2 protein-coding genes are annotated in these 1,894 nt (G+C 71.3%); both read left to right on the top strand.

Features of this window, described 5'->3' with window-relative positions:
* The first annotated feature begins 11 nt into the window (after positions 1-11).
* Positions 12-815, top strand: coding sequence for an ABC transporter permease (locus E1298_RS46555; RefSeq protein WP_243726264.1), 804 nt, complete (start codon positions 12-14; stop codon positions 813-815).
* Complete coding sequence (locus E1298_RS46550) at positions 815-1,858, top strand: glycine betaine ABC transporter substrate-binding protein (RefSeq protein ID WP_131903750.1); 1,044 nt, start codon at positions 815-817, stop codon at positions 1,856-1,858. Before E1298_RS46555 ends, E1298_RS46550 begins: the two co-directional genes overlap by 1 nt.
* Positions 1,859-1,894: the final 36 nt, after the last annotated feature.

The raw sequence follows: 1,894 nt of genomic DNA, 5'->3' as shown, positions 1-1,894 counted from the left end.
TCGTCCTCGCCGTGGCCAATATCGGGCAGTCCGCCCCGGCGATCGGCGTGGTGGTGCTGCTCGCCGTCATCTTCGGCATCGGCTTCTGGACGACCGTCATCGCGCTCGTCGCCTACGGCGTGCTGCCGGCGATCGTCCTCGCGGGCGCCGCGTGGATGGTGTACCTGCGCAACGCCGAGCTCGACAGCATCGAGGAGCGGACCCTCAAGCCCGACTACGTCTGGCAGAAGACGTGGGAGCACATCGAGCTGGCCGCGGCCTCCACGCTGATCGTGCTGGCCATCGCCATCCCGCTCGGGATCGTCCTCAGCCGCGTCTGGGCCCGTCCGGCCACGCCGCTCGTCCTCGCCGTGGCCAATATCGGGCAGTCCGCCCCGGCGATCGGCGTGGTGGTGCTGCTCGCCGTCATCTTCGGCATCGGCTTCTGGACGACCGTCATCGCGCTCGTCGCCTACGGCGTGCTGCCCGCGCTCCGCAACACCATGGTCGGGCTCCAGCAGGTCGACCCAACCCTCACCGACGCGGGCCGCGGCATCGGGATGTCGTCCGCGATGGTGCTCGCGCGCGTCGAGCTGCCGCTCGCCACGCCCGTCATCCTCGCCGGTATCCGCACCACCCTCGTCCTGATGGTCGGCACGGCCAGCATCGCCTCGTTCGTCAGCGGCGGCGGGCTCGGCGACCTGATCACCACGGGCGTGACCACCCAGCGCACCCCCGTGCTGCTGACCGGCTGCATCCTGATCGCCCTGCTCGCCCTGCTGATCGACTGGCTGGGCGGCATGGCCACCCGCCTCCTCGCGCCTAAGGGGCTCTGATGGCGACCCGCCTGGCGTCGACACGCCGCCGTCCCGCGCTCGCCTCGGGACGCCGCTCTCCCCGGCTCGCGGTGGGGCGCCGGATCGGCGCGGCGCTGCTCTGCCCCGTCCTGCTCGCGCTGGGCGCCTGCGGGCTGAAACCCGCCTCGGCGTTCATCCCGAGCGTCGAGCCGGGCAGCATCCAGCCGATCCCGGGGCTGAAGGACGCTCGGATCCGCGTCACGTCCAAGGAGTTCACCGAGCAGCTGATCCTCGGCAAGATCGCGGTGCTGGCGCTCAAGGCCGCCGGCGCCGACCCCGTGGACCACACGAACGCCCAGGGCAGCGTCACGTTCCGCAAGTCCATCACCGGCGGCGACAACGACCTCGGCTGGGAGTACACCGGCACCGGGTGGATCACCTACCTGGGCCGGGAGGACCCGATCGCCGACCCGCAGAAGCAGTTCGACGCCGTCCGCGACCTCGACCTGAAGAAGAACCGCATCGCCTGGCTCGCGCCGCCCGCCCCGTTCAACAACACCTACGCGATGGCCGTGACGACGGCGGTGCAGAAGCGCTACAACCTGCGCGACCTGGCGGACATGGCCAAGGTCCCGGCGCCGCAGCGGACGTTCTGCCTCGCGCCGGAGTTCCTCGCCCGCAACGACGGGTTCCGCGGCATGCTCTCGGCGTACGGGCTGTCCTACGGCTCGTCCGTCCCCGCCGGGAACGTCCGGCAGATGACCGAAGGCGTCATCTACCGCGCCGTCACCGACAACAGGTGCACGTTCGGCGAGGTCACCACCAGCGACGGCCGCATCCAGGCGCGCGACCTGCACCCCCTCACCGACAGCCGGCACTTCTTCCCCAACTACAACCCGGCGATCACCGTCCGCGAGCCGGTGCTGCGGGCGCATCCCGAGCTCACCGCCCTCTTCGCCAAGATCAGCCCGAGGCTCACCACGAACGCGATGCGCGAGCTCAACAGCAAGGTCGACGTGGACGGCGAGGACCCCGTCTTCGTCGCCCGCGACTGGATGCGCGACCAGGGCCTCATCAAGTAGCGGCGCCGCCGGGCGGGACGGCGCGGGGGGCGGGCC

The organism is Actinomadura rubrisoli (assembly GCF_004349215.1).
Classification (GTDB): domain Bacteria; phylum Actinomycetota; class Actinomycetes; order Streptosporangiales; family Streptosporangiaceae; genus Spirillospora; species Spirillospora rubrisoli.
Note: the sequence above shows the minus strand (reverse complement) of the source record. Positions and strands in the feature narration are given on the sequence as shown.